The sequence below is a fragment of the Erythrobacter aureus genome (genome assembly GCF_003355455.1).
GTDB classification, from domain to species: domain Bacteria; phylum Pseudomonadota; class Alphaproteobacteria; order Sphingomonadales; family Sphingomonadaceae; genus Qipengyuania; species Qipengyuania aurea.
In genome coordinates, this window is sequence record NZ_CP031357.1 from 438,466 (window position 1) to 461,384 (window position 22,919).

A 22,919-nucleotide genomic window follows, 5' to 3' on the forward strand; every position below is an offset into this window, starting at 1 on the left:
CTTGGGCCAAACTTGAAAGCTAACGCCTGGCGCTTTTGCTCAAGCCAATTTCTCACAAATTCTAACACTGGGCTACAATAAACCGGGGGAAAGGGTGATCAATACAGTCCGGAAAGAATCATCCTCTTTCCCTTCTCACCTCTCTTTGCCCAATGTCCCTGCGGCAAAAACCGTCGGCGAAGTCGATGGCGTCGACGGCGGCATAGGCATTGGCCTGCGCCTCGGTGGCGCTCGCTCCGCGCGCGGTGACATTGAGGACACGGCCGCCGCTGCTTGTCAGCGTGTCGCCCTCCAGTTTCGTGCCGGCGTGGAAGACCTTCGCCCCACCCGCTTCCGCCTCGCCCAGGTCGATCGGGCCGCCCTTTTTCGGCGTGCCGGGATAGCCCTCGGCTGCCATCACCACGGTCAGCGCGAAATCGTCCGACAAGACCGGCGCAGCCACCTCGCCCAGCGTGCCGCGCGCGCAGGCCTGCATCAGGTCGACGAGATCGCTTTCGAGCCGCATCATCAGCACCTGGCACTCGGGGTCGCCGAAGCGGGCATTGTATTCGATGAGCTGCGGGCCGTCCTTCGTCAGCATCAGCCCGGCATAAAGAACGCCCGAATAGGGCATGCCTTCCTCGCGCAGCGTCTGCACAGTCGGCTCGACGATCTCGCGCATCACCTGTGCCTGCAGCGCCTCGCTCAGCACCGGGGCGGGGGAATAGGCGCCCATCCCGCCGGTATTGGGGCCGGTATCGCCCTCGCCCACGCGCTTGTGATCCTGCGCGGTGCCGATGGGGAGAATCGCAGTGCCGTCGGTGAGCGCGAAGAAGCTCGCCTCCTCGCCGGTCAGGAACTGTTCGATCACCACCTCGCTGCCCGCGCTGCCGAACTTGCCGTCGAACATCTCGTTCAGCGCATTCTGCGCTTCCTCGCGTGTGTCGGCGATGACCACGCCCTTGCCCGCAGCCAGCCCGTCGGCCTTGAGCACGAAAGGCGGATCGAATTTCTTGAGCGCCCCCCAGGCCGCCTCCAGCGAGGTGCAGCGTTCGTAGCGCGCGGTGGGTATGTTCGCGCGCTTGCACAGCTCCTTGGTGAAACCCTTGCTGCCTTCGAGCTGTGCAGCCTGTTTCGAAGGGCCGAACGCGTCGATGCCTGCCGCGCGCAGCGAATCGGCCAATCCGTCGACCAGCGGCGCCTCTGGCCCGATCACGACGAGGCCGATCTCCTTCTCGCGCGCGAATGCGATCACGGCGTCATGATCGGTCGCGTCGAGCGCGACGCATTCCGCGTCCTGGGCGATGCCGGGATTACCCGGTGCCGCCCACAGCTTGTCGCACAGCGGCGATTGCGCCAGTTTCCACGCCAATGCATGCTCGCGACCGCCCGAGCCAAGCAAAAGGATATTCATGCCCACCGATTTCCCGTCAGATGCAGAAGATGCAAGCTTGGTAGCGAAGGCGCGCGCGGGCGACAACGCCGAGCCGCTTACAGTCAGCGAAATATCGCAAGCGCTGAAGCGCACGGTGGAGGATCGCTTCGGCTTCGTGCGGCTGCGTGGTGAACTGTCGGGCGTGAAGCGCGCGGCGAGCGGGCATATGTATTGCGCGCTCAAGGATGAGAAGGCGGTGCTCGACGGGGTGATGTGGCGGGGCAATACCGGTCGCCTGCCGTTCAATCCCGAAGACGGGCTGGAGGTGGTCGCCAGTGGCAAGCTGACCACCTATCCGGGCCGTTCGAAATACCAGATCGTCATCGAACGGATGGAGCTGGCAGGCGAAGGCGCGTTGCTGGCGCTGCTCGAGAAGACCCGCGCCCGGTTGCAGGCCGAAGGATTGTTCGCGCAGGAGCGCAAACAGCCGCTGCCCTTCCTGCCGCGCACCATCGGCGTGGTCACGTCGCCCACCGGGGCGGTCATTCGCGACATTCTCCACCGGCTGGCGGATCGCTTCCCCAGCCGGGTGATCGTGTGGCCGGTGCTGGTGCAGGGGCAGGGCGCGGCGGAGCAGGTTGCCGGTGCGGTGCGCGGCTTCTCGGCCATTCCCGAAGGCCACCCCGATCGGCCGGATCTCGTCATCGTTGCGCGCGGCGGTGGCTCGATCGAGGATCTGTGGAGCTTCAACGAGGAAGTGGTCGTCCGCGCGATTGCCGACTGCCCGATACCCACGATCAGCGCGGTCGGGCACGAGACCGACACCACTCTCGCCGACTATGCCGCCGACCGCCGTGCGCCGACCCCCACCGCCGCCGCCGAAATCGCCGTTCCCGTGCGCGCCGAACTTGCCGCGACTCTGGCCGATTTCGCAGCGCGCAAGAAACGCGCAATCCTGCGCCCTGTGCAATTGGGCCGCGAGCGGTTGCAGGCGCGCACCGACCGGCTGCCGAAGCGGGAAGCGTTGCTCGAACCGCATGCGCAGCGGCTGGACGACCTTGCCGAACGCCTGCGCCGGGGCCTGCGCGATCGGGCGGCGCAGGGGCGCGAGCAGCTCTCCAACCTGCGCCTTGCTCCGGCCGCGCTCCACCGCAATCTGCGCGAGGCGCAGCGCGCGCTGGCGGGGCAAAAGCTTGCGCCCGCGCTGGTCGAACGGCCCCTTGCCGAGCGGCGCCAACGGTTGGCCGCTCTGGCGCGGCTCGCCGAACAGCTCCACCCCGACCGCCCGCTTCAGCGTGGCTATGTCCGGGTCACCGGACCCGACGGACGCACCATCACCGACAAGGCCGCTGCGGCCAAGGAAACCGCCCTCACCCTCAAGTTCCGCGACGGCGAGCTCGATGTCGCGACCGCAGACGCTGCATCTCCTGCAACCCCCCGCCGCAAACCGCGCCAGACCCGAACCGCACCGAAACAAGACGATTTGTTCGGTTAAGGTCGACCTGCTAGGATTCACACCATGTTGATGAACAAGAATTCCGGCCCGTCCAATGGCGAAGCCAAGCTGCAATATGGCCCTTCCGGCTTCCGCGTCCTGCGCGCGGGCAATCACGTCTTCTGTGCGATGAGCGGTGTGCCGATTCCGCTCGACGAGCTGCGTTACTGGTCGGTCGAACACCAGGAAGCCTATGCCAGCGCGCAGCTCGCCACCGAGCGAATGGCGCCGTGAGTTTCACCCGGGTCGCACCGCTTCTCTTCCTGACTACAGCCTGCATTCCCGCCCCCGAGGCGGAGCAGGCACCCCCGCCGCCGCGCACGGAAGTGGTACAGCCGGTTCGCGCGTCCCCCGCACCTACTCCCACGTCGACTCCGGTGCCGTCCCCGCCGCGCCCCGCAGTGTTCACTTTCGCGGGCGAGCTGGAACAGGGCGGCTGGATACGCGGAACAGTGCCGAACGGGACGGCCAAGGCGATGCTGGGCGAGGAAGAGCTCGCTTTCGATGGCGAGGGGCGGTTCTTCGCCGCCTTCGACCGCGATTCGCCGAAAACGATGCGGCTGATCGCGCGGCTGACCGATGGGCGGACGATAGACAGCCCGCTGACCGTGGCTCCGCGCGCCTGGGATATCGAGCACGTCAACGTCGCGCGCAGGCCGCGGGGGTCGAACGCGGCTTTCATGCGCCGTCGCCAGCCCGAACTCGATGCCATCTGGAATGCGCGGCTGGCGGAAACCGGCGCGCGGGGCTGGCAGCAGGATTTCATCTGGCCGGTATCGGGACGTATCTCGGGCCGCTTCGGTGCGCAGCGCATCTATCGCGGCGAGCCGGGCAGCTACCATTCGGGAATCGACATCAGCACCGGCACCAGCGGAACGCCCTATGTCGCGCCCGCCGACGGTGTGGTCGTGCTGGCGGAAGACGATTTCAGCTTGGAGGGCAAGTTGCTGATTATCGATCACGGGCAGGGGCTCAACAGCGCCTTCCTGCACTCTTCGCGGCTCTATGTGGGCAAGGGCGACAGGGTGACGCAGGGCCAGCACATCGGCGATATCGGCTCATCCGGCCGGGCGACGGGTCCGCATCTGCACTGGAGCCTCAAATGGCGCAATGCCCGGCTCGACCCGCTGCTGTTCACCGGTCCGATGCGCTGAGCGCCTAAAGCGCCCGCCCGCCCAGCGAAGGAACCGTACCGCCCATGCGCCGCACGCGTTTGCTCTCCATCATCCTGCTCACGGCGGCGCTTGCGCCGGGCCTCTGGTGGCGCGCGCCCGAACCCCCGCGCGATTTCCAACGGTCGGTGACGATCCGGCCATTGGCGATAACGCCGGAGCGGCGCGGCCCCTTTACGCTCTCCGCCGCATGGGAATTGACCGGCGACCGGCTGGAATTCGGCGGATTTTCCGCGCTGGTCGCACGGGACGATAGGCGTTTTCTGGCCGGGTCGGATACGGGGCGAAGATTGCAATTCGAGCGGCCCGACCGCAGCGCGCAGCCAGGCGTGCTCGCCCGATTCGCCGATGAGGAAGCGAGCGCCAAAGTGGGGCGCGATCTGGAATCCCTGGCGGTCGACCCGGCCAGCGGCACGGTGTGGGGCGGTTACGAATATCGCAAATCGATTGTCCGCTTCGACGCGCGCTTCAATCCCGACGCCGAGGTTCGACCGGCCGGGATGCGCGATTGGGAAGACAATGCCGGAGCCGAAACGCTGGTCCGTTTGGCGGACGGCCGTTTTCTCGTGGTGGAGGAACGCGCGCGCCGCGGGCGGGGGCGGCATCATGCCCTTGTCTTCGCCACCGACCCCGTGAAGGATCGGGACCCCGCAAGAGCGATCGTGGGCATTCCGGCGGGCTACCGTCCTGTCGACGGCACGCCGATCGACGGCGGGCAGGCGCTCGTGCTTCTGCGCCGCGTCGTCTGGGGCATCCCGCCCGGCTTCGAATCGGCGATCGCTCACGTGAATATCGATCGGCGGAACCCCGATGGCAGTATCGCCGCGCGTCTGGTGACCGAATTCGGCGATGCAATCCCGCAGGAAAATTACGAGGGGCTGGCGCTGACCCGTGACCACGACGGGACGCATCTGTGGTTGATCTCGGACGACAATTTCATGTCGACCCAGCGCACCCTGCTGCTCAAACTACGCTGGGACCAACGCGAAAAGGCGCGCGAGTAACCCTCGCGCGCCCTTCGAATTTCCGCTGTTGCCAGGGCGCCCGGCGCCCCGCAGACCTCAAGCGGAAGCGGCGTTCGCCTTCTTCAGCTCGCGCTTCACCTTGAGCGCATTGGCCGACAGCTTGTCGTCGCCGGTCTTGAGCAGCCAGTTGTCGAGACCGCCATTGTGCTCGACGCTGCGCAGGCCCTGCGTCGATACGCGAAACTTGAAGCTGCGATCGAGCTTTTCGCTCATCAGCGTGACGTTCTGGAGGTTCGGCAGGAAGACCCGCTTGGTCTTGTTGTTGGCGTGGCTCACATTGTTGCCGACCTGGCGGCCCTTGCCGGTGAGTTCGCAAATGCGCGACATGATACGTCTCTCGTTCGAATGGGCGGGCGAGCTTTCCCGTCCTGCGCAAAAGCAGTGTGGGTCCGTTCTTGTCCCGGAAAGCGGCGCGCATAGCGGCGAGGGTGCGAATCGTCAAGCACGTTGCACGCTTGCGCGTCGAGGGCTAGCGCCTGGCGGATATGGCCGCCTGGACACTTCCGCAACCCATGAAGCGCGCTCTTGCGCTTGCAGAAAAGGCCTCCGCGCTGGGCGAGGTGCCGGTGGGCGCGGTGGTGACTCGCGGCGGCGAGGTGATAGCGGAGGCGCACAACGCCCCGCGCGAAACGCACGATCCAACCGCCCACGCCGAAATCCTCGCGATTCGCCGCGCGGCGCGCGCGCTGGGCGAGGAACGCCTCACAGATTGCGACTTGTGGGTCACGCTCGAGCCCTGCGCCATGTGCGCGGGAGCGATCGTCCATGCGCGCATCGGCAAGCTCTATTATGCGGCGAGCGATCCCAAGGGCGGCGCGGTCGAACACGGCGCGCGCATTTTCGAACCGCCCCAGTGCCTGCACCGGCCCGAGGTCTATGCCGGTATCGGCGAGGCGAGGGCGGCGGAATTGTTGCGCGAGTTTTTCAGGGAGCGGCGATGAAGCTGACCTCGATCACTGCGGAGAGGCACTATTTCAATGAGAAACCTAAAGGCACGCCTCTTCGCCTACTCCTAAGTTTCACGAACGGGAAAACGCTGCGCTTGCGGGTCGCCGGCGATGGTCAGAGAATGATCCTTGATAGCGATCCACTGCCCAGCCCCACGGAGATGGACGAATTCGGCAGGACAGAACTGTCCGACGTGACGCGGGATCTTTTCCCGACGCTTTCTGGCCTTGCAATTGACCGGATCGCTGAACTTGTCTGGCACAGAACAATGGTAGGGATTTGTCTCGAGTCCGAGACCTCCAGTTCATTCTACTTCTGGGTAGACGGCGACGAGCTGCACTGGGGTGACTCCGCAGCATTGCAGTCCCATGACTGGCTCGATGATGTGCTTCCATCCGTCACGGAAAAGACCATCTCGGTGAACTAGCTACAACCCCCGCCATATCTTCGCCGCCGCCTCGTTCCGCGCTCCAAAGCGCGCCCGGTCGCAGGTCGCGGGCATGAAGCGTTTGTCGTAGCACAGGCGCAGTTCTTCGAGCCATCCCCGCGCGTTGAGCTTCACGCCGACTGCTTCGCGCGGCCAGTCGGGATTGGCATCGGTGAAGCGGGTGCGGATGGTGCCTGCGGTGAGGCCGTCCTCGCGGCTCACGCGATCGAAGTCGGGGATGCGCAGGCCCCGCCACAATATGCGGGTGACTTTGAAATAGGTTGCAGGGCGCTTTGTCATGCAGGCGCCATGCTTGGCCCATTGGCGCGCAAGGAGCGCGGCGGAAGGCGAGATACACATGTTTGCCGCCACCTCGCGCGGCAAGGGGGCGCGGGGGGCAGGGCACCATTGCGGCCAGCTCCGCCCGCTTTGCGGCCAGAGCCCATGGACGACCAGGCCGAACATCCCCTCGCGTCCACTGCATTGGCGCGCATGGCGGCGCTGGCCCTTGCGCGGCTTGCAGAATTCCGGGCTCCAGCTCAACGCCAGCGTGTAGCCGGTGATCGGCAGGCGGCGCGGCGGTGCATCGGGAGTTACTTGCGGCAGGCGCAGGCTGGTTGGCAAATCGCACTGGTAATGCTGCGCGGCAAGCGGTGCGGAGGGAAGCAGCGCCGCGGCGAGCAGCAGGGCGACGCCATGGCTAGGGCGCCGCATGATCGTCAGTTCGGCTAAGCCAAGCCCTGGCATCGGCGCGGAAAAGCAAGGCGATGGCCGCAAGCTGGAGAACCGTGACCACCAGGCTCGTCAGCCTGGCGGGATTAAACATGGTTGCGGGATCGAAATTCACGAACAGCAGCCCGAAAGCGGTCAGGACCACCAGCATCCATTTCGCGATTACGCTCGCGCGGCGGGCGATGAAGTACCACAGGATCAAGGGAATCAGCAGGCTGATCGCGATCACGCCGACGGCGAAGCCATTGCCCGGACCCATGGCGGCAAGGGCAGGATCGCTCCGGATTTGTGCCAGGAAAGCGTCGTACTGGACCACGCTGTTGACGAGAACGAGCACAAGGCTGAGCAGAAACAGGCGCTCGAACCATAGGATAGAAACCGGTCGCATTCCTAATTCCCCCCGTTTTCGACGGGAAAGAATGCCCGCAAATCACAAGGGGGTAAAGTCGAGACCGATATCGGCAGCCGGAGCGCTTTGGGTGAGGCGGCCGACCGATACGTAATCGACCCCGGTGGCGGCTTTCGCCCGGATGGTATCCAGATTGATACCCCCGCTCGCCTCGGTCGGCACACGGCCCGCGACCAGCGCCACGGCCTCGCGCAGGATCGGCGGTTCCATATTGTCGAGCAGGAGGCGGGTCGCCCCGGCTTGCAAAGCGGGCTCGATCTGGTCGATCCGGTCGACCTCGCAGATGATGTCCTTCACTCCGGCTTCGACCGCGCGGCGCACCGCTTCGCCGACCGAACCGGCGACGAGGACATGATTGTCCTTGATCATCGCCGCATCCCACAGGCCCATGCGGTGGTTCGACCCGCCACCCATGCGCACGGCGTATTTTTCAAGCATGCGCAGGCCCGGAATGGTTTTGCGCGTATCGAGCAGGGTGCAGCCAGGATTATCCATCGCACGAACATATTCGGCGACCATCGTGGCAATACCCGAGAGATGCTGGACGGTGTTGAGCGCGCTGCGTTCGGCGGTCAGCATGGCGCGGGCATTGCCTTCGAGCCGCATGAGATCGGTGCCCGCCGGCACGCTCGCGCCTTCTTCCACCAGAAGATCGACGCTCATGTCCGGATCGAGCGCACGAAAGAAAGCTGCCGCGACCGGAAGGCCGGCCACATGGATTGCGTCGCGCGTATCCATCACGCCCGCAAAGCGCGCCTCGGCGGGAATCACGCTTTCGCTGGTGACGTCGCGCCCGCCGCCCGCCAGACCCTCGCCGAGATCCTCGTCCAGAGTGTCGCGGACGAAAGCGGAAAGGTCGAAACCGGAGAGTTGGAAAGCCATGAAGTGCTCCTAACCGGGCCGGGGGAGGCCCGGCAAGGGCGCCCGCCCGCAGCGGGTGCAGCTTGCTGCACGTCTAGCGAGGACGCACCGACGGATGTCGGTGGGAAAAGCAAACTAATGCACGAAGCGCGCCACCACGTCGCGGTAGCTGCGGCTGACCTTAACCTCGGCGCCCGAGTCGAGCACCAGGAAGCATTCGCCATTGGTGTGCGGTTTCACCTGCCGCACCTGGTCGAGATTGACGATCGTGCTGCGGTGGACGCGCTGGAACTTGCGCGGGTCGAGACGGCGTTCGAGGTCCTTCATCGTCTCGCGAAGGATCAGCGAATTGTCGCCGGTATAAATGCACATATAATCGCCGGCCGCCTCGATATGCTCGATCGTGTCGGTTTCGACACGAAAGATCTGGCCGCGATCCTTGACGTTGATGAGCTTCTCATACCTGCTCGACGCCTCCGCTTCCTCACCGGCGAAGCCTTCCGCAGCTTCGGGAGCGACCTCTGAGAGAACGTTCTTGAGCTTCTCCGCCTCTTCGGTCGATTTCTTTTCGGCAAGCCGCTGGCGCACGCGTTCGACCGTGTCGGCGAGCTTGTCCTCGTCGACCGGTTTCATGAGGTAATTGACCGCATTGGCTTCGAAGGCCCGGATCGCGTGTTCCTGGAAGGCGGTGACGAAAACGAACAGCGGCGGATCGATCTCCATCACGCCCTGGACGACCGAAAAGCCATCGAAACCGGGCATCTGGATATCGAGGAAGACGAGATCGGGCTTCAGCGTCTTGATCGCGCGGATCGCTTCGCGACCGTTCTGGCAGGTCTCGATGATTTCGACGTCTTCAAAGGGTTCGAGGCGCAGTTGGAGGCCCTGGATCGCAAGCTTCTCGTCGTCGACGAGGATGGTTCGAATAGTCATGATGCCTGGTGTGCTTTCGGGGGTGTTGGTGAGGGTGTAACGGCCGGGCGAGCCGCAGGTTTCTTAACGGGTTCGACTTGGGCGCCGGGGGCTTGCTCGCGGCTTAACGCCTCGGCCTCCTCCGTTTCGAAGGGGAGTTCGATCAGCACCGAGAACCCGCCGCTTTCGGGCGACCGGATTTCGAAGCGGTGTTCCTCGCCATAGGCCTGGGCCAGCCGGTCGCGAATATTGGTGAGGCCGACGCCGGTCGAATCGCGCCGCGCACGGCTGGGTCTGACGGCTGGCAGACCGTCCTCGGTATTGTTCATCGTCATGCCGGGGCCGGTATCGGACACGGTGACGCGCAGGCGCGGGCCGACCACCTGCGCTGCGATCGATATTTGTGCGCCTTCCTCTTGCGGGCTGACGCCGTATTTGATCGCATTTTCGACCAGCGGTTGCAGCAGCATGGCCGGCAGCTGGGCCTTTGCCGCCTCAGGTTCGATGCGGAAGGTGGAGCGCAGGCGCTCCTCGAAACGCATTTGTTCGATGCCGAGATAGAGCTGCAATGTCTCGACCTCCTGCTCAACCGTCACTTTCCCGCCCGGCTGGGTGACCAGCGTATGCCTCAGAAAGCTCGACAGGCGGGTCAGCATGGCATTGGCCGTCTCGCTCTGCTTGAGCAGCACCAGCGTGCTGATCGAATTGAGCGTATTGAACAGAAAATGCGGGTTGAGCTGGTAACGCAGCATGGCGAGCTGCGCGCTGGTCGCCTGCGCTTCCAGCCGTTCGAGCCGGTCGGCCTGTTCTTCCACCTGAAGGAAGAAATTGATCGCGTAATACAGCGCCGACCAAGCGCCGAGCAGGGTGAGGTTGAAGAAGTAGATACCGATGAACAGCTTGGCGAAATTCTGGCTCGTCGCGCCGCCCGCTACTTCCAGAACCCAGCTGTCGATGAAGGCATAGATTCCGGTCGCGATCGCAAGAACCACGGTCGTCGCGCCCCATGTGACAAGTGGCTTTTGGCGGATTAGCCGATTGTAGGTGACGGCCAGCAGCAGGCTGATCGAAAATCCGGTGATGGTGGAAATCAGATTGATGACCAGCCGGTCGGGCGGAAGGTCGTTCGCCAGCGCCGACATTGCGCGCAGCAGTGTCGTCCCGCCCCAGCCAGCCAGCTGGAGGTTCCAGAACGCCTGGTTCTTGTTCTCGAAGAACGGCGTGGGTCGGATGGGCAACACGGCCATGTGCGGGAACCCCTAGCGCAATTGCGACGAACTGCGCCAGTCGCTAGAGTGCCGCCGACAGCCGAAGCGAGGGAGAGACGCGATGGGCGTGCAGGAAAATATCGAACATGCAGCCAGCGAACGCGCCAAGTTCCGCGAGATGAAGGAAGGCACGGCCGAAGACTGGGCGATCATTGGCGGCGAATATCGCGCCTTTGCCAAGGGGTTGCCCGACCGTGTGCTGGACCATCTCAAGCTACTCGACGGCGATTTCGGAGGCTTTCCGATTTGTCGGCTGGAGCATTCCCTGCAGACCGCGACCCGTGCACATCGCGACGGGCGCGACGAGCAATATGTCGTAATGGCGCTGCTGCACGACATCGGAGACACGCTGGGGAGCTACAATCATCCCGAAGTCGCCGCCTCGATTATCAAGCCCTTCGTGAGCGAGGAAGTGCACTGGATCTGCCAGAATCACGGTGCCTTCCAGGGCTATTACTATTTTCATTTTCTCGGCATGGACCAGAATGCGCGCGACAAGTTCGCGGATCATCCCCATTTCGAGGCCTGCCGCGAATTTTGCGAAAAATACGATCAGGCAGCGTTCGATCCCGATTACGACAGCGAACCGCTTGAGTTCTTCGAACCGATGGTGCGCCGCGTGATGGCGAAACCGATCGCCTCGGCCTATGCGAAGGCACTGGAAGAGGAGTGAGCGCCTAGGTTTCGGCGTCGAGCGCCTTGGCGAGCCGTTCGGCGGGAACCAGCCCCTCGATCACCTCGCCGCCCGCTACCCAGCTCGGCGTGCCGGTGAATTGCAATGTGCGGGCGAAAGCCATGGTCTTCGCCAGTTCGGCGGTCGCTTCGTCGGACTGCGCGAAAACCTCGGCGGCGGCAATGTCGAGCCCGGCAATCTGCGCGGCGCGGGCAATCGTGCCCTCGCTTGGGGGACCCTGTTCGAACATGGCGTGATAGAAGGCGGGATACTTGCCCTGTTTCGCTGCCGCGAGCGCCATGCGCGCAGCCTGTTCGCTGCCATCGAAAATGGGCCATTCGCGCACCACCACCTTGAGCTCGGGATCGGTGGCGATCAGCTCGTCGATCGCTGCGACCGACTGGCGGCAATAGGTGCAGCCATAATCGGTGAACTTGACCAGCACTTTCGATCCGTCGGGATTGCCAAGCACCGCGCCGGGGAAGGGCTGCTTCACTTCGTCCGCGATCTGCGCCAGTCGGTTTTGCGCATCCCCGCGTTGATAGGCTTCGGCCATCTCGGGCAGGATCTGCGGATTGGCGAGCAAATAGTCGCGAGTCTGGCCGTTGCCGAGGCCGGACAGCGACCACAGCGCGGCACCGGCAAAGCCGAACACCAGCGCGATCAGCGCGGTCAGCAGATGATTTCTCATAAGGCCCCTAATCCGTCAGTCAGCGCGGTGCGCAATTGCGCCCGCGTTCCATTTCGCATTGCCGTTCCAGCAGCGCGCGCGCCTGCATGCCTATATCCTGCGCGCGAATCCAGTCGGGCGTTCCCCGCTCGAGTTCGCCCTCGGCCGCCTGGGCGCTGCGCAGCGCGAGCGCATATTGTCCGCTCATCACCTGTTGCTCCGCCGTCGCCAGCCGCGCCCGGGCGGTGTCGCCACGGGCAGCATAGACCACGCCGAGCTGGTACCAGGCAAACGGGTTGCGCCGGTCTCGGCCCACCGCGGCGCGCAATACGCGCTCGGCCTCTTCGTAATTGGCCGGATCTTCGGTCGCGATCAGCGCATGGCCGAACATGCTGGCGATCAGGGGTTCGGAATTGGTCAGGGCAGTCGCGCGGCGCAGCGGATCGAGCGCTTCGCCCGGGCGCCCCGATTCGAGCAGCACCTGCCCCTTGAGTTCGAGGAAATAGGGATCGTCCGGGCTCGTCGCGATCAGCGCATCCGCCGCATCGAGCGCGCGGTCCACCCGGGCGTTCTGGTGATAGGCATAGGCACGGGCATAGAGCGCGGGGATCGACTGATCGGTTTCGGGATAGTCTCGCAGGGTTGCGGAAGGCTTGGCGATGTAACCGGTCAGCTTGGCCTTCACGCGGTCGAAGTTGGCCTGATTGCGTGCATTGGGCGGCCGATCCCATGCCGGGTCCTTTTCATAGACTTCGCGCAGCGCGGCAATCCTATCGCCCGACAAGGGGTGGGTACGATAAAAGCCGGCCTCGTCGCTCTGGCTGTAGCCATAACGATATTCCTGGTTGAGCAGCTTGCCGAAGAAGGTCAGCGACCCCCGGCCGGAAACTCCCGCCTTCGAAAGATATTCGGCGCCCGCGAAATCGGCCGAGGATTCCTGCGTCCGGCTGAAGGACAGGAACTGGCCGAGCGCGGCCTGCTGGCCCAGCGCCATCACGCCCATGGCCGCCTCGCCCGCCCCGGCCAGCGCGGCGCCGATCCCGGCGAGCACCGAGAGCAGCGAAATCTTGGTCGCGGAGGCCGCGCCTTCGCCATAACGCAGGATATGACCGCCGGTAATGTGGCCGAGCTCATGGGCGATCACGCCCTGAACTTCCTCGGCGGAGTCTGCGGCCTCGATCAGGCCCGAATGAATATAGACTATCTGCCCGCCGGCGACGAAGGCATTGATCGAGCGGTCGTTGACGAGAACGATATCCACATTCTCCGGTTCGAGCCCCGCCGCGGCGATAAGGGGGGCGGATATCTCGTCGAGAAACGCCTCGGTCTCCGCATCGCGCAGGATCGACTGGGCGGCGACCGGCTGCGCCGCGAGCATAGCGGCGGCAAGAATGGCGAGCAGGCGGGCAATCAGGCGCATTGGCGGGCAGCCTAAGGGGTTTCGGCCTGAACCGGAACTGAAACCTCGCTCACCCGACGTGCGAAATCGATCAGCGCATTGTCGACATCGCGCGATCGCCGCCAGGGACTGGCCAGTGAAACCAGCGGCGCATTGTGATCGAACTCCTCATAAAACAGCGTTTCGACCGGTGCGCCGGCTGCGCGCAGGGCACGGGACAGGGCGCGCGTATTGCGCGGCTTGACCAGCGTGTCGCGCTCGCCATGAATCAGCAGCATGGGCACCGTATCGCCGCGGGCGTGATTGACCGGCTGGCTCGCAGCTCCTGCCTCGACCGAACCGAAGCTGGCGATGGTCGATTCGCTGTCGAACGGGAAGAAATCGTAAGGCCCGGCCAGTCCCACGACGCCGCGTATGCGGCCCGGGCCGTCTGCCAGCCACTTCTCCTCCAGCGCGGTTTGCACGACATTATAGGCACCGGCGGAATGGCCCGCCAGCACCATTCTGGCCGGGTCGCCGCCATAGCGAGGCGCGAGACGCGCAGCGTGCGCGATGGCGGAGGCAGTATCTTCGAGCATGGCGGGATAGCGCCCGTCCTCGCCCAGTCGGTAGCCTGCGAGCACCACCAGGAAACCCTCAGGCGCCAGCGAACGGGCAACGAAATTGTAATCGTCGGGATCGCCCCAGCGCCAGCTCCCGCCATGAACGAAGACCAGCACCGGGAGCGGCTGCGTCGCGGCGGCAGGCGCGTAGATGCGCAGCTTCTGATCCGGATGCCCGCCATAGCTCGTCTTGGCGACGAGCACGACACCCCGCGTCCCCCCGGTCAGCCTGTCGATCGCGTCGAGAACCGCAGGCCCGTTATTGCGGATTGCCAGCATCAGCATGCCGCCCGCCACAGCCAGCACCGCCACGACGCCGATCAGAAGCTTCATCGGGCGCTTCACCCGGCGGTCGAAGGATCGGTTCGTTCGACCGAATCGACGATCGCCCTGGCTTCCTCGTCCGCCAACAGCCCCACCGACGCCAGAAACTTGTGCCCCGTATCGTAGCTGGTGCCCAGCCACAGCGGTATGTTCGCGGCCTTCAGCTTTGCCTTCGCGTTCAATTCTTCGGGGCTCATCGCGTCACCGACCTTGCGGATGAATATGGCGCGCACGCGATCCGGATTCTCCAGCGCCACATCGGCGAAAGCGGTGAGGTCGCCCTGGCTGTCGTCGCCGATCAGGGCGAACTTCATGTCGGGATAGGCGCCAAGGATACCGTCGATCGCCGCGCGCTTGTGCGCACCGTGGCTCGACGAACCGAAGGTTTCGCGGTTGAGCCCCCAGTCGCGCAGGAAGATCGGCCCCAGCGGCAGACCGCGACCCCGGATATAGGTGACGAGATAGCTGAACAGATTCCACGGACTGGACGATACATAGAAAAAGGGCCGATGCGTGGCCGGCTGGGTTTCTCCTACATGACCCTCGCCTTCCGCCAGCACGTCGCCGCCGCCCAGCGCATTGTAGAAGACATCCGCACCGGGCACGATGATGCGTTCTTCGGGCATCTGCATCAAAACGCGCCGCCAATTGCGCATGACCTTGCGGAAATCGCCGGTAATTCCCGTTTCGATGATCGTATCGTCGATATCCGAAATGACCGCCAGGGCAGTGTCGGTGCCAGGAGCGATCACATGCGCATCGAGGCACTGCTCCTCTCCCGCCGTCTTCCAGTGAAAGACCACGGTTTCCCAGGCCGGATGATCGTCATAAGACCATTCGGGATCGAGGCGAATGTCGAAATGGACGAAGCCTTCCTTATCGGTCAGGCCCTGATGGCGCTGGCTATTGGCGCCGGGGCGCGCGATTTCGAGCTCGACGGGAAATTCCGCGACCTCGTGGCTGGCGAATTGGCCCAGCATCGTTTTGGCGGCGCGCCATTTGCCGCGTTTCTCGAACCGGCCCACCCGCGATCGCAACGCGCGCGCTGTAATGCGCAATCGTTCTCGATTTCGGTAACCGAAATAAGGCTGGATACGGACGGACGCGGTAGGCAGGAACGGCATCGCCCCGCGCTAGCCGTTGCGGCGCAGCGCCGACAAGCCCTTTGTGGAAGTGCCGTTCTAGCCGAGCAGCTTGCGCGCCGCGCGTTCCACGAGCGGGATATCCTCGGGCACTTCGCCAATAATATCCAGCGCGCCCTCGGGCGTGCGGCGAACCATCACAAGCGCGAATTCGGCGCCTTCCTCGTCCAGTTCGGCGAGCGAGAGCGGGTCCAGCGCGCGCAATTTCCCGGCCAGCGCCGGACGTACCGCTTTCTCGTCGGCGACTGGTTTGCCCTGTTCTTCCTTTCGTGCGCGGCGTTCCGCCTGGACCACGCCTTTGAGGCCCCCCTCCGCCTCGCGAAGGAATGCGGTCAGCTTGCCGCGCTCCACGCCGACACGGTGGGCGTGCATCAGAACGGCGGCGTATTCGGTCAGGCGCGTCTTGTCGTAATCGGCACCGAAGACCAGCTTGACCACCGGGGTCATCGGCGCGCGGTCTTGGAAAGTCAGCCCATTTTCATTCAAAAGCTCGTCGAAATCGTCGGGTGCCTGCTGCGCTTCGAGGCTGAAATCATAGGCTCGGCCGACAGCGGCATAAAGCGCCTTGCGGCTGCGATCTTCCGTGTTCTGCGCGGTTTGCGCCATCTCGCGCGCTGCGGCGAGGCAATCGTACAAACCTTCCGGTGAGGCCTGCGCATCGGCGGGAATCTCCTCCGCCCCGGTGTTCGTCGCGATGGCCTTGCCCGCAGGTTCCGTATGCGCATCGGCCCCGACAGTCTCATTTTCCGCGGCGATGCCGGATTCGCCAGCTTCGGAAAGGGTTCCATATCGGGCGACGGGATCCGTGGGCTTTTCGAACCGCTCCGCATCGAATTCGGCTTGGCGCGGCGGCGCAGCTATTTCCTCGTCCCCATAGCCATGCGGCAGAGTGGCTACGGGTGCGCTGCGCGAGAGAAGAACGGTTTTCTTCGTGCGTTCACTGCGGCTGACCAGCGCGACAAGGCTGCTCGCGGTATCTTCGTCGGCCAGAGGGTCGACGACCCCGTCGACATCCTCCTCGTCTTCTTCGTCCTCATCCCATTCGGGCAGTCCGTAATCGGCGGCGGTCTTCATACCGCTGTCGAAATCGTCGAAATCATCGTCCGCGCCACCGAACTCGTCGTCGGCGACATGGGTGCCGACCGGATTGCCCAGCGCATCCATGCGCGGCGCGGCGGAGGCCTGCGATGCACGGCCGGGTGCCTCGTCGGCACCGCCATGTTCTTCGGCAGGTCCGAACGCCGGTCGCGGCAGCGCTCCCGATCCGTGGCTGTCCATCATCGCACGATCCCCGAGTTCGAGCACCCCGCGGTCATGGCGGCCATGCGGAGAGGCCGCAAGCGTTTCGACCGTGTCGATCGTGTCCTCGCCCTCCAAGGCGTATTCGTCCATTGTGCCGAGCGCCTGATCGAGCTCGAGCAGCAGGGCGTCGGCGGTTTCCCGGTCGGCCATTTCCTTCCAGTTTATCACCCCATAAATGAAGTCGATCGTCGCGTTGTTGCTCGAATAGGGCAGCAGAATTCCGCGATAGAGGACCGAGGCCCCTGTTTCGTTGACGAATTCGGCCTCGAAACCGATTGGCGCCTCATTCGCGAGGATCTGCATGTAATGATCGGTAATGCGGCTGAGCACCGATCGGCTGGGGACTTCGGAAAGCCGGACTAGATCTCCCGTCTGACCGCACTCGGCCGCCAATTCGGCGCCCACAAAGCCGATTTTCGGATCCTCGACATCGTCCGAGAGATCCAGCAGGACCGAATAGGGGCCGAAATCCTTCAGCGTGCCGGGCTCGAGGTCTGCGATCGGCGGGAAGTTGAGATCGCCCAGCAGACCCGCCCAGTGATTATAGGCGCGTACCTGCATCCGGCGTTCGTCCTGACCAACAGGCGAGGGCGGCGGCTCGATATCGGCGTCGAACGGCTCGACATAGTCGTCGTCGCAGTCTTCCTCCGCTTCACGCGAGCCGAAAAAACCGCCTAGCCTGTCCATCACTGCATTGGCTCCCGAGAGTTCTGCCCATTCGGCATCGATATGGACGTCGCGCAGTAAAGATATGATTAAGGAAATTAACCATGGAACGGGCCGTCTGCGGGAGATTTTCAGAGCATGTAGCGCATCCTTATAGTCAGCGCGCGATCCTCTGTGCCGATGTCGAAAGCGGCTTCGGAAAATCGGGGTGGCCCCATCCGCACCTTCGCATCGCGCGAAAAGCCGAACCCTTCCTTGGGCATCATGCCCAGTGCGCGGTCGGCCTTTCCATTGGCGTTCTCGTCATGCAGCAGGGCAATGGCATAGCGGCCGGGCTTCACGCCCGCGAAGGTAAAGGTCACGCTCCCCTCGCGCGCTTCGGCCGTGGCCCCGTGCGCTCCCGCGACGCCGCGGCAGCGCGGAAACTTGCCTTCGTCGGTAGTCATGCAGGCGCGCACGATACCCTTGGCATTGCGCAGTTCGGTCACAGTCACGCTGATCGTGGCCCCGGTAAGCGCCCCGTCTTCGGGGGGCGCAGGGGGCGAGGCGGCCGCAAGCACCGCGCCGAGCGGCAGGAAGGCTACCGCGCCCAACCGGCTCATATGTTGGGGCTGAGCCCCTTGTCGGTACCGCAAAAACGATCCCAGTGACGAAAATAGAGGCCGTAATTGCATTGATACTCTTCATGATGGCGCTGGTGATGGCTGGCCGTTATCAGCCATCCGCCTAACTTGGAATGAACCAGTCGCCGTGGGAATATTTCCCAGCCCATATGGTTGGTGACCCCCATCACCGTCATCACGATCAATACCACGCCCAGCATGGCGACATGGATCGGGATGACAAAAACCAGAACCGGTATGACCACCGCGCCCGTGATCGCTTCCCACGGGTGAAAGCTCATCGCCGCCCATGCGGTCGGGGGGCGGCTTGCATGATGAACGGCGTGCATGGTGCGGAACAGGTTCGGGCGATGCATCAACCGGTGCGTCCAGTAGAACCAGGCGTCATGCGCCAGCAGATAGAGCAGCGGGGCCAGAGGCAGGTACCACAACGGATAGGCGCCCGGATCCGTATAGATTTGCGTCCACCCACGCTCCTGCCAGCCCCACGCGACCACGCCCGCAGGAATGCCGTAAATCGCGGCCGAGACGAGCGACCAGCCGATCTCCCTGCGAATCTGGCTGCCGAGGCCAGCGTGATACCCCGGCCGCACGCGATTGGTGATCGCCGCGAAAATCCCGCTCGAGGCAAGATAGCGCCCGGCCACGATCGCGGTCATGGCAAGGGCGGAAAGAGTGATCGCGATCCACATCGTGCAATCGACCCTACTGCGCGATCGCCTGCTGGGGAACCGGCAAAAACTATTCGATCACGCCCCATGGCGAGCAATGCGGATCGAACGCCACCGTGGCGCGGCGCAGGGAAGCGCGGGCGAGCCGTTCGATTTCGACCTTGCGCCGCGCCGCGGCCAGCGGGACGAGCGGCGCGGGCCGCACTATTTCCCCGTCATAGCCATCGGCAACGATGATTCCGCAACTGTCCGGTCGATAGCCTTCGCCGTCCAGCGGGCTGTGATCGAACCCCGGGGGCACTCCCCAGTAGAAACGATCGCAATGATCGAGATAATCGGGCCATTTTCCGTCACCCAGCAGATCGCCCCGCTGGACCTTGATTTCGACGATGATGACCCGCCCCTTGGGGTCGACACCCATGAGGTCCGCCCGCCGCCCGCCACGCAGCGGCATTTCGGCCAGGCACCATATGTCGTTGCGCGCGAACAGCCGCGCTACGCCCCGCGCGACATGGGCCGCCGTATGTCCGTCCAGAAGCGATTCCGTCATGTCGGCGAAATGGAACATACCCCGAACATCGTCAAGGCTTAACCGCGTCAGGGCCTATACCGGCGACATCGCAGTCGCCGTCGATTTTTCGAGACTCAAGCAGCGTCGAGGATAGCAACGATCGCCGCCCGCGCGGTGTGAAATTCGCGCCAGAGGGTAAGTGCGGCGGCAGTCGTATCCTGTCCCTGTGCGGTCAACGACAGAAGCGCCCGCAGACCGGGTTCCATCATCGCGGCAAGATCATCGATCCCGCGCACGACGCTGTCGTAATGCCAGCCGCCCCTTACAGCGGCCCGCTCAGGCAGTCCCATGATTTCCCGGGAGAGTGGCTCGCGGCCAAGCTGGGCCAGATTGCCCACCGCGGCGGCGGCTTCATGAACCGCTTCCCATCGCTGTGCCAATAAGGTGCTGTCCGGCGTTTCGCGCAGCCCGACCTGGGTGGGCGGCAGCATGGTGGCGTGAGCCAGATCGAACGGGTGGGACATCGCGTTCATGCCCGACAGGACTAGGCGGCCAGTCTTGCGAAAAGCCTAACGCCCCCATCGTCATTTCCGCCAATCCGTTTTAAGGCTGGCGGGCGCACGCTGGCTTTGCTAAGCGCCCCGCTCGCTTATCGGCACCATACGCACCCGTAGCTCAGCTGGATAGAGCGCTGCCCTCCGAAGGCAGAGGTCAAGACGAGAATTTAGAAGGAATTTATCGAAATTTCATGCACTTAGTTGTTTTCACGGATTGGGTTCACATTGAAATTCTTTCCGCGTAAGCACTGCGTAAGCAAAAGCACCCGTAGCTCAGCTGGATAGAGCGTCGCCCTCCGAAGGCGAAGGCCACAGGTTCGAATCCTGTCGGGTGCGCCATTGCCATTCAAATCAGGCAGTTTTTGCGTAAATTTTATCTGGATTTCTCGATCTGCGCGCCAACGCTCACTCTGTGTAGCTGTTGCAAGATCGAACAGCTCCTATGGGGTGATTGCGGAAGTAGATTTCCATTCTGACAAGCTGACCCGCAACCAGTTCCAAAGCGAGTTCTCAAGAGATCCCGCGAGCGCATTCTCGCGCCTGAGTAGAGCTAGTTCCGCCCCTTCGATGTGCCGATCATCGATCACTGTGAGCAATCCACGGTCGATGAAATCCTGGGCGAGCGTTCGCGAAATCAGGCCAACTCCCTGCCCCGCGAGCGTGGCGTAGAATGCCTGGATTTCATTGCTGAACGTCGTGTCGAGATCGTTTTTGCGGGATGACATGTGACCATGCCGCCCAAACCATTCTTCCCATGACTGTTTGTGGTGCGTGGGATTGTTTACCTCGAAATGGATCAGCGGCAGGGATGCCAGCGTCTTGCCCGAGCGTCCGATCAACGCGGGACTCGCGCATGGATAGAGCAGGTCCCTGCCCAGCCAGACAGCTTCGAGACTTTTAAGGTCTGTCTTGTGGGCAAAATGTCGGATGGCGAAGTCGGCCTCGTGTGCATGAAGGTCGGCAACGTCCTCGGTTGCTAGGATTCTCAGACCAATTCCGGGCATGCGCGAGCGCAGTGCATCAAGTCGTGGGGTAAGCCACAGAGCCGAGAGCACCGATGTTAGGGTAATTGTATATGTCCGGTTTCCCCCGAAGCGCGCGACTGCATCGCAGCCGCCCCGAATGCCCTGGAAAGCCGGTCCGAGGTGGTCGAGCAAGACTGCGCCCGCCTCGGTGACGGATACCTTGCGGGGGCGACGCTCGAACAACTTGACACCCAGGTGTTCTTCAAGACCGCGGATGCGATGAGAAACTGCCGTCGGCGTGATCGCCATCTCGTCGGCCGCGTCCCTGAAGCTTGTGTGTCTTGCCGCGGCCTCGAATGCCTGCAGGCCCACCAGCGACGGCAGCGGACGTCTTCTTCCAGATGAATCATTCTCATCCATAGGCGCGTTCTAATCATTTGTGCGGAGAAGGTCGAACCTTAGTTTCATCTCATGATTTTCGATGGAGAAATTCTGCGATGAGTAATGTCCTGATTGTCGATGCAAGTGCCCGATCGGCTTCCTCCCACTTTGCAAGCTTTGGGTCGCACACTAGGCGACTTTCGTTGAAATTCGCCGAAACATGGCGCTGCAGATGTCCGGGAGCTACAATCCTTCACAGAGAGATAGGCTTGCTGCCTCCGACCCCCGTCGATCCGGATTGGATCCATGCAGCCTTCACTCCGGAGCAGGACAGAAGCTTCTGGATGCAGCAAAGGCTGGCGGAGAGCGACAAACTTGTAGATGAACTCATCGCGTCCGACATTATCGTGATCGCGTCACCGATGTACAATTTTGGGGTTCCCGCTCAGCTGAAAGCCTATATCGACAATGTGGTTCGCGTGGGCCGCACATTTGGTTTTGACCGCAACCGGGAAGACGAGCCTTATTGGCCGCTGTTGAAGGACGATAACAAGACCTTGGTGGTCCTGTCTTCCCGCGGCGATCATGGCTATGACGATGCCTCACGTTTGAAAAACCAGAATCACGTCGAGCCAGGCATTGTGACCCCGTTGTCGTATCTTGGCATTGAGAAGCATCACTATATCGCAATCGAGTTCGACGAATTTGCAGACGATCGGCTGGAGGCTTCGATAGCTCGCGCGGAGCAGGAGGTTGAAGCGTTGGCTGCCGAGTTGGCGGCACAATGAGTTGGGGTGCCGGGCGGGCGCCACCGACAAAATCGCTCCGATCTCTGCCAACCTGGCTGCAAGCCCTTCTGGCGCCGTCTTGACGGGGATAGGCTTGGATGCATGATTAAACCATCTACAATCCCCGAGAAGCAGGCAACCAGCCGATCCGGGCTCACGGCACTCTGTTTGTCATTCCTGCTTGTCCTCGAAGGGTGCGCTGGCACGTTGCGGCCAGCGAGCACTGCGATCGCCATCGGGCAGAGCCATCAACTCTATTCCTCACATTTCGAAGAGCACCGCGAAATCAATGTATGGCTCCCTCCCGGCTACGCTGACAGCAACGTGCAATACAACGCAGTTTATCTGATCGACGGCGGGCGGGAGCAAGACTTCCATCACATCTCTGGCCTAGCGCAGTTGGGAGTATTGAACGGGACAATCGAACCGTTGATCATCATTGGCATTCGAACAGACAACCGCGCATTTGAACTAACCGAGACCGCGGCTGATCCACGCTATGTCCGCCCTGCTGACCGCGCTGGCGGCGCGCCAAAATTCCGGCGTTATATTGCCGATGAAGTAATCCCTTTCGTCGAGGCCAATTATCGTGTGGGCGCGCGCAAAGCGGTATTGGGCGAATCTCTGGCCGGACTGTTCATTCTCGAGACGTTCTTCTCGCAGCCCGAACTGTTCACCGACTACATCGCGATCAGTCCGAGTCTCTGGTACGATGACCGTGCACTCTCCCGAGCATCTGCAAGCCGCATGCCGGAATCGATGCCCGGGAGCACTCTGTTCCTGGCAATGGCCGACGAGGGCGGGACCATGCAAACTGGAATGGATGAAATCGTGGCGGCGTTGAACGCTGGTCAGCCCGCTGGTCTCACCTGGATGTATTCAGACAGGCGCGAGACCGAACATCACTGGACGATCTACCACAATGCCGCACACGATGCCTTGAAGTGGGCCTTTGGGTTGCCTGCCCCCGACTACGATCTGTCATCCGAATGGTACATGCAGGAAGGCGGGTCTCCCCCTTCCGAATAGGTGCGCTTGATCT

At 63.1% G+C, this 22,919-nt stretch carries 26 protein-coding genes and 1 tRNA gene; 10 read left to right on the forward strand and 17 right to left on the reverse strand.

All coding sequences use genetic code 11. The features are described 5' to 3' along the window. Window positions 1-118: 118 nt before the first annotated feature. Window positions 119-1,393: a phosphoribosylamine--glycine ligase gene (gene purD, locus DVR09_RS02085; RefSeq protein WP_115415463.1), complete on the reverse strand. Its 1,275-nt coding sequence runs from the start codon at window positions 1,391-1,393 to the stop codon at window positions 119-121. Between purD and xseA the strand changes: the two genes are divergently transcribed. The 4 genes from xseA to DVR09_RS02105 are packed head-to-tail and all read left to right on the forward strand — an operon-like array spanning window position 1,392 to window position 5,025. Next, complete coding sequence (gene xseA, locus DVR09_RS02090; RefSeq protein WP_115415464.1) at window positions 1,392-2,849, forward strand: exodeoxyribonuclease VII large subunit; 1,458 nt, start codon at window positions 1,392-1,394, stop codon at window positions 2,847-2,849. The genes purD and xseA overlap by 2 nt on opposite strands. Before the next feature lie 24 nt (window positions 2,850-2,873). After that, window positions 2,874-3,083 carry a DUF2093 domain-containing protein gene (locus DVR09_RS02095; RefSeq protein ID WP_115415465.1) on the forward strand — a complete coding sequence of 70 codons (210 nt, stop codon included), beginning with the start codon at window positions 2,874-2,876 and terminating at the stop codon, window positions 3,081-3,083. Continuing rightward, window positions 3,080-4,003, forward strand: a complete 924-nt coding sequence (locus tag DVR09_RS02100) for a M23 family metallopeptidase (RefSeq protein WP_435867800.1) — start codon at window positions 3,080-3,082, stop codon at window positions 4,001-4,003. The genes DVR09_RS02095 and DVR09_RS02100 overlap by 4 nt, the downstream gene beginning before the upstream one ends. A 44-nt stretch (window positions 4,004-4,047) precedes the next feature. Then, window positions 4,048-5,025 carry an esterase-like activity of phytase family protein gene (locus DVR09_RS02105; RefSeq protein WP_115415466.1) on the forward strand — a complete coding sequence of 326 codons (978 nt, stop codon included), beginning with the start codon at window positions 4,048-4,050 and terminating at the stop codon, window positions 5,023-5,025. Window positions 5,026-5,082: 57 nt separating this feature from the next. Here DVR09_RS02105 and rpmB read toward each other — a convergent pair whose 3' ends face one another. Further along, window positions 5,083-5,373 carry a 50S ribosomal protein L28 gene (gene rpmB, locus DVR09_RS02110; RefSeq protein ID WP_115415467.1) on the reverse strand — a complete coding sequence of 97 codons (291 nt, stop codon included), beginning with the start codon at window positions 5,371-5,373 and terminating at the stop codon, window positions 5,083-5,085. 158 nt (window positions 5,374-5,531) lie between these two features. Between rpmB and DVR09_RS02115 the strand changes: the two genes are divergently transcribed. Together DVR09_RS02115 and DVR09_RS02120 are read left to right on the forward strand one after the other, a co-directional pair. Next, the gene (locus DVR09_RS02115; protein WP_115415468.1) at window positions 5,532-5,987 is read left to right on the forward strand and encodes a nucleoside deaminase; all 456 of its coding nucleotides are present in this window, start codon (window positions 5,532-5,534) and stop codon (window positions 5,985-5,987) included. Next, complete coding sequence (locus DVR09_RS02120) at window positions 5,984-6,421, forward strand: hypothetical protein (protein ID WP_115415469.1); 438 nt, start codon at window positions 5,984-5,986, stop codon at window positions 6,419-6,421. Before DVR09_RS02115 ends, DVR09_RS02120 begins: the two co-directional genes overlap by 4 nt. Here DVR09_RS02120 and DVR09_RS02125 read toward each other — a convergent pair whose 3' ends face one another. The 5 genes from DVR09_RS02125 to DVR09_RS02145 form a co-directional block, all read right to left on the reverse strand. Beyond that, window positions 6,422-7,135, reverse strand: coding sequence for a ribonuclease T2 family protein (locus tag DVR09_RS02125; RefSeq protein WP_115415470.1), 714 nt, complete (start codon window positions 7,133-7,135; stop codon window positions 6,422-6,424). Next, the gene (locus DVR09_RS02130) at window positions 7,122-7,541 is read right to left on the reverse strand and encodes a hypothetical protein (protein ID WP_115415471.1); all 420 of its coding nucleotides are present in this window, start codon (window positions 7,539-7,541) and stop codon (window positions 7,122-7,124) included. The genes DVR09_RS02125 and DVR09_RS02130 overlap by 14 nt, the downstream gene beginning before the upstream one ends. 42 nt (window positions 7,542-7,583) lie before the next feature. Continuing rightward, window positions 7,584-8,444 (reverse strand): carboxylating nicotinate-nucleotide diphosphorylase, encoded by an 861-nt coding sequence (gene nadC / locus DVR09_RS02135; RefSeq protein ID WP_115415472.1) that lies wholly within the window; start codon window positions 8,442-8,444, stop codon window positions 7,584-7,586. Between the two features lie 114 nt (window positions 8,445-8,558). Then, window positions 8,559-9,356 (reverse strand): LytR/AlgR family response regulator transcription factor, encoded by a 798-nt coding sequence (locus DVR09_RS02140; protein ID WP_115415473.1) that lies wholly within the window; start codon window positions 9,354-9,356, stop codon window positions 8,559-8,561. Next, a complete protein-coding gene (locus DVR09_RS02145; RefSeq protein WP_115415474.1) occupies window positions 9,353-10,582 on the reverse strand; it encodes a sensor histidine kinase in 1,230 nt (409 codons plus the stop codon). Before DVR09_RS02145 ends, DVR09_RS02140 begins: the two co-directional genes overlap by 4 nt. 82 nt (window positions 10,583-10,664) lie before the next feature. Between DVR09_RS02145 and DVR09_RS02150 the strand changes: the two genes are divergently transcribed. Next, window positions 10,665-11,276 carry an HD domain-containing protein gene (locus tag DVR09_RS02150; protein ID WP_115415475.1) on the forward strand — a complete coding sequence of 204 codons (612 nt, stop codon included), beginning with the start codon at window positions 10,665-10,667 and terminating at the stop codon, window positions 11,274-11,276. A 4-nt stretch (window positions 11,277-11,280) separates the two neighbouring features. Here the strand turns inward: DVR09_RS02150 and DVR09_RS02155 are convergent, their stop codons facing one another. The 9 genes from DVR09_RS02155 to DVR09_RS02195 form a co-directional block, all read right to left on the reverse strand. Further along, on the reverse strand, window positions 11,281-11,967 hold the full coding sequence (locus DVR09_RS02155; protein WP_115415476.1) for a DsbA family protein: 687 nt from the start codon (window positions 11,965-11,967) through the stop codon (window positions 11,281-11,283). A 19-nt stretch (window positions 11,968-11,986) separates the two neighbouring features. Then, on the reverse strand, window positions 11,987-13,366 hold the full coding sequence (locus DVR09_RS02160; protein ID WP_115415477.1) for a M48 family metalloprotease: 1,380 nt from the start codon (window positions 13,364-13,366) through the stop codon (window positions 11,987-11,989). A gap of 11 nt (window positions 13,367-13,377) precedes the next feature. Continuing rightward, window positions 13,378-14,280 (reverse strand): alpha/beta hydrolase, encoded by a 903-nt coding sequence (locus DVR09_RS02165; RefSeq protein WP_162814816.1) that lies wholly within the window; start codon window positions 14,278-14,280, stop codon window positions 13,378-13,380. Window positions 14,281-14,288: 8 nt separating this feature from the next. Further along, the gene (locus DVR09_RS02170) at window positions 14,289-15,329 is read right to left on the reverse strand and encodes a phosphatase domain-containing protein (protein WP_234041519.1); all 1,041 of its coding nucleotides are present in this window, start codon (window positions 15,327-15,329) and stop codon (window positions 14,289-14,291) included. Window positions 15,330-15,452: 123 nt separating this feature from the next. Then, window positions 15,453-17,402 carry a PAS domain-containing protein gene (locus DVR09_RS17865; RefSeq protein WP_115415480.1) on the reverse strand — a complete coding sequence of 650 codons (1,950 nt, stop codon included), beginning with the start codon at window positions 17,400-17,402 and terminating at the stop codon, window positions 15,453-15,455. A 110-nt stretch (window positions 17,403-17,512) separates the two neighbouring features. Next, a complete protein-coding gene (locus DVR09_RS02180; protein ID WP_115415481.1) occupies window positions 17,513-17,983 on the reverse strand; it encodes a DUF2141 domain-containing protein in 471 nt (156 codons plus the stop codon). Continuing rightward, window positions 17,980-18,696 carry a sterol desaturase family protein gene (locus DVR09_RS02185; RefSeq protein WP_115415482.1) on the reverse strand — a complete coding sequence of 239 codons (717 nt, stop codon included), beginning with the start codon at window positions 18,694-18,696 and terminating at the stop codon, window positions 17,980-17,982. Before DVR09_RS02185 ends, DVR09_RS02180 begins: the two co-directional genes overlap by 4 nt. Window positions 18,697-18,745: 49 nt before the next feature. Then, entirely contained in the window at window positions 18,746-19,243 is a 498-nt protein-coding gene (locus DVR09_RS02190; RefSeq protein ID WP_234041520.1) for an MmcB family DNA repair protein, read from the reverse strand. A gap of 77 nt (window positions 19,244-19,320) precedes the next feature. Further along, window positions 19,321-19,710, reverse strand: a complete 390-nt coding sequence (locus tag DVR09_RS02195) for a hypothetical protein (protein ID WP_162814818.1) — start codon at window positions 19,708-19,710, stop codon at window positions 19,321-19,323. Between the two features lie 295 nt (window positions 19,711-20,005). Here DVR09_RS02195 and DVR09_RS02200 point away from each other — a divergent pair. Next, a tRNA-Arg gene (locus tag DVR09_RS02200) sits at window positions 20,006-20,082 on the forward strand. A gap of 101 nt (window positions 20,083-20,183) precedes the next feature. Here the strand turns inward: DVR09_RS02200 and DVR09_RS02205 are convergent. Beyond that, window positions 20,184-21,128, reverse strand: coding sequence for a LysR substrate-binding domain-containing protein (locus DVR09_RS02205; RefSeq protein ID WP_115415484.1), 945 nt, complete (start codon window positions 21,126-21,128; stop codon window positions 20,184-20,186). A gap of 77 nt (window positions 21,129-21,205) precedes the next feature. On the opposite strand from DVR09_RS02205, the gene DVR09_RS02210 reads away from it, so the two are divergent. Further along, window positions 21,206-21,877: an FMN-dependent NADH-azoreductase gene (locus tag DVR09_RS02210; RefSeq protein ID WP_115415485.1), complete on the forward strand. Its 672-nt coding sequence runs from the start codon at window positions 21,206-21,208 to the stop codon at window positions 21,875-21,877. A gap of 102 nt (window positions 21,878-21,979) precedes the next feature. Continuing rightward, the gene (locus tag DVR09_RS02215; RefSeq protein WP_115415486.1) at window positions 21,980-22,906 is read left to right on the forward strand and encodes an alpha/beta hydrolase; all 927 of its coding nucleotides are present in this window, start codon (window positions 21,980-21,982) and stop codon (window positions 22,904-22,906) included. Window positions 22,907-22,919 lie beyond the last annotated feature (13 nt).